At 45.1% G+C, this 2,033-nt stretch carries 1 protein-coding gene; it reads right to left on the bottom strand.

Features of this window, described 5'->3' with window-relative positions:
- Positions 1-2,033 (bottom strand): alpha-2-macroglobulin family protein (locus BG32_RS02895; RefSeq protein ID WP_310793862.1); only part of this gene is annotated, 2,033 nt, incomplete at both ends.

Below are 2,033 nucleotides of genomic sequence, written 5' to 3'. Positions count from 1 at the left end.
GAGTTTTCTGAGAATTCGAGAGTCTTGTTTCCTTCAAGGAAATCAAGGGAACCGAATCGAGAGTAAGAAAACCTGGGCTTTATGGGAATCTCGTATTCGACTCCGTCTGAGCCGTGGCTTCCCTTGACGACAAACTTCACTTTGAGCTTCTGATCTTTCTCAGAGGACAAGAGATCCTGTACATTGACCTCGTAGCTGAATGAACGGCTCTCAAATGCTTTTATTGAAGAACCCTTTTCCTCTATTACTTCTTCGCCGAGATAGAAGCCGGTGATTACAGGTAGGGTTGAATCAAGGTTATTCTTAACAGAGAAGACAAGGTTAACGGTGTCTCCAGCAATAAGAAACTCTGGAAGAAAACTGCTGACGGTCATTGGTTTCCATGTCTCGAAACTCGATTTACTGTAGCTAAAATCACCGTTCGCACTGGAAGATAAAGTCCTTACTGTCCAGGTATCTAGATCTTCAGGCACTACAAAAGACAGTTCAGCCTGACCGTTCTCATCTGTGAAAGTTCCGGTAGACCAGAAGGCGCTATCACTGAATAGCTTTCTTGCCCTTACATCAGAGGTAAGGCTCTTCTCATCTCCACCTAGATCGCCCATGCCGAGCGGAGCACCTCCCGTAACTTTGGACTCTGCGGCCGGCGGTTGTGATTCAAGCAAATCTCCGAGTTTTGCGATAGATGGGTAGGCGGAATAGTAGAGATCATTGATGCTGATTGTGTTAAACCCTCTGTTGAAAGGACTGCCTAACGATCCCTTCCACTGATCGTAGTCCCCTTCAAATATGGATAGCATTGCCTGGGATACAACGGAAACGGTAAGCCCAACTTCGGCTGGTTTGCCTTCGGAATCGGTAACCTGGATTTTCATATTCACTGTATCACCAGGACTGTACCTTTCCTGAGTGAGAGTCTCTATTGATAGCTCTCTTGAAGACGTTTGGACTTCGATCAGGCTTGATTGGATAATCTGATAATCCCTGTATCCGACGATGAATAACATGAAATTATCGTAGGCATACCCTTCCGGTACTTCTATATAGACCGTGTTTTTCCCTTCAGTCGAACTGAATGGGAATTGACTGAATTCGCCGGAAAAATCAGAAATGATCCACAGATCCATCGGTGACGGTGTGTAGAAGACCACTTCTGCACTAGACCCTGGCTCCGCAGATTTCACCGAATCGATTAATATCGACCCATAATAGTCATAGTAACCTCCGGTGTAAACTGAGTAGGTATTTACGATTTCAGGTTCCCCTGAAGGCGAACCATTTATCTCAAAGTACACTACCGTATCTGGAGGAACTTGCCTAAGATCAATCGATACCTCTGCCTTTCCGCCGCTATCGGTTGAGAGTTCACCCTTGAAGACGTTTATTTTTAGATTCTTTTCAACGTGTTCGCCTTTATCCATTAGAATTACTGATTCCTCGTACCAGGCCTTTATCTCGAATTCCTTAGAGACAGGAGTATCGTCATTCAACCTGGTTTCGATTCTTACAAGAGCTTCATTTTCGGTGAATCTATAATCCACTAGGAAATCGAAACTTCCCTGTACAATTTTGAAATCGACCACACTCCGTGACTGCATACCTGTGTCATCTGACACAGTCACTATCGCGTAGTAGGCTCCGCTTTCAAGCTCCCCTGTGTATCCTATTACGGTCTTTCCCGAACCGTCCAGTCTTGCAGAGCCATTGTCAATGTATTGAGTGCCTTTGTAGATCGTGTAGTCTACCTTTCCAAGAGAGACCGGATCTCCAAAGTAGTATTCCGACGAGACATCAATTGTGACAGGCTCTCCTTTTCTGAAGGCACTGGTTGTGGGTTCTGCCAGTGTAAAGAAAGTAGGCTTCTTATAATCTGCAATCTGGAAGTAGTAGTAATCCTCGTTTTCACCCCATCGAACGATTATTCTGTAAGATCCTCTGGTTATTTCGGAGTATGTTCGGAAACTACCGACAACTGATCCCAGATCGTCTGGCTCCAGAGTTTGAGCGTAAACTCCTCTGTTCAAAGGATCGAC

Origin of the sequence: Mesotoga sp. HF07.pep.5.2.highcov, assembly GCF_003666285.1 — a bacterium.
GTDB lineage: Bacteria > Thermotogota > Thermotogae > Petrotogales > Kosmotogaceae > Mesotoga > Mesotoga prima.
The sequence above is the reverse complement of the archived record's forward strand: the minus strand, read 5'-3'. Positions and strand labels throughout refer to the sequence as shown.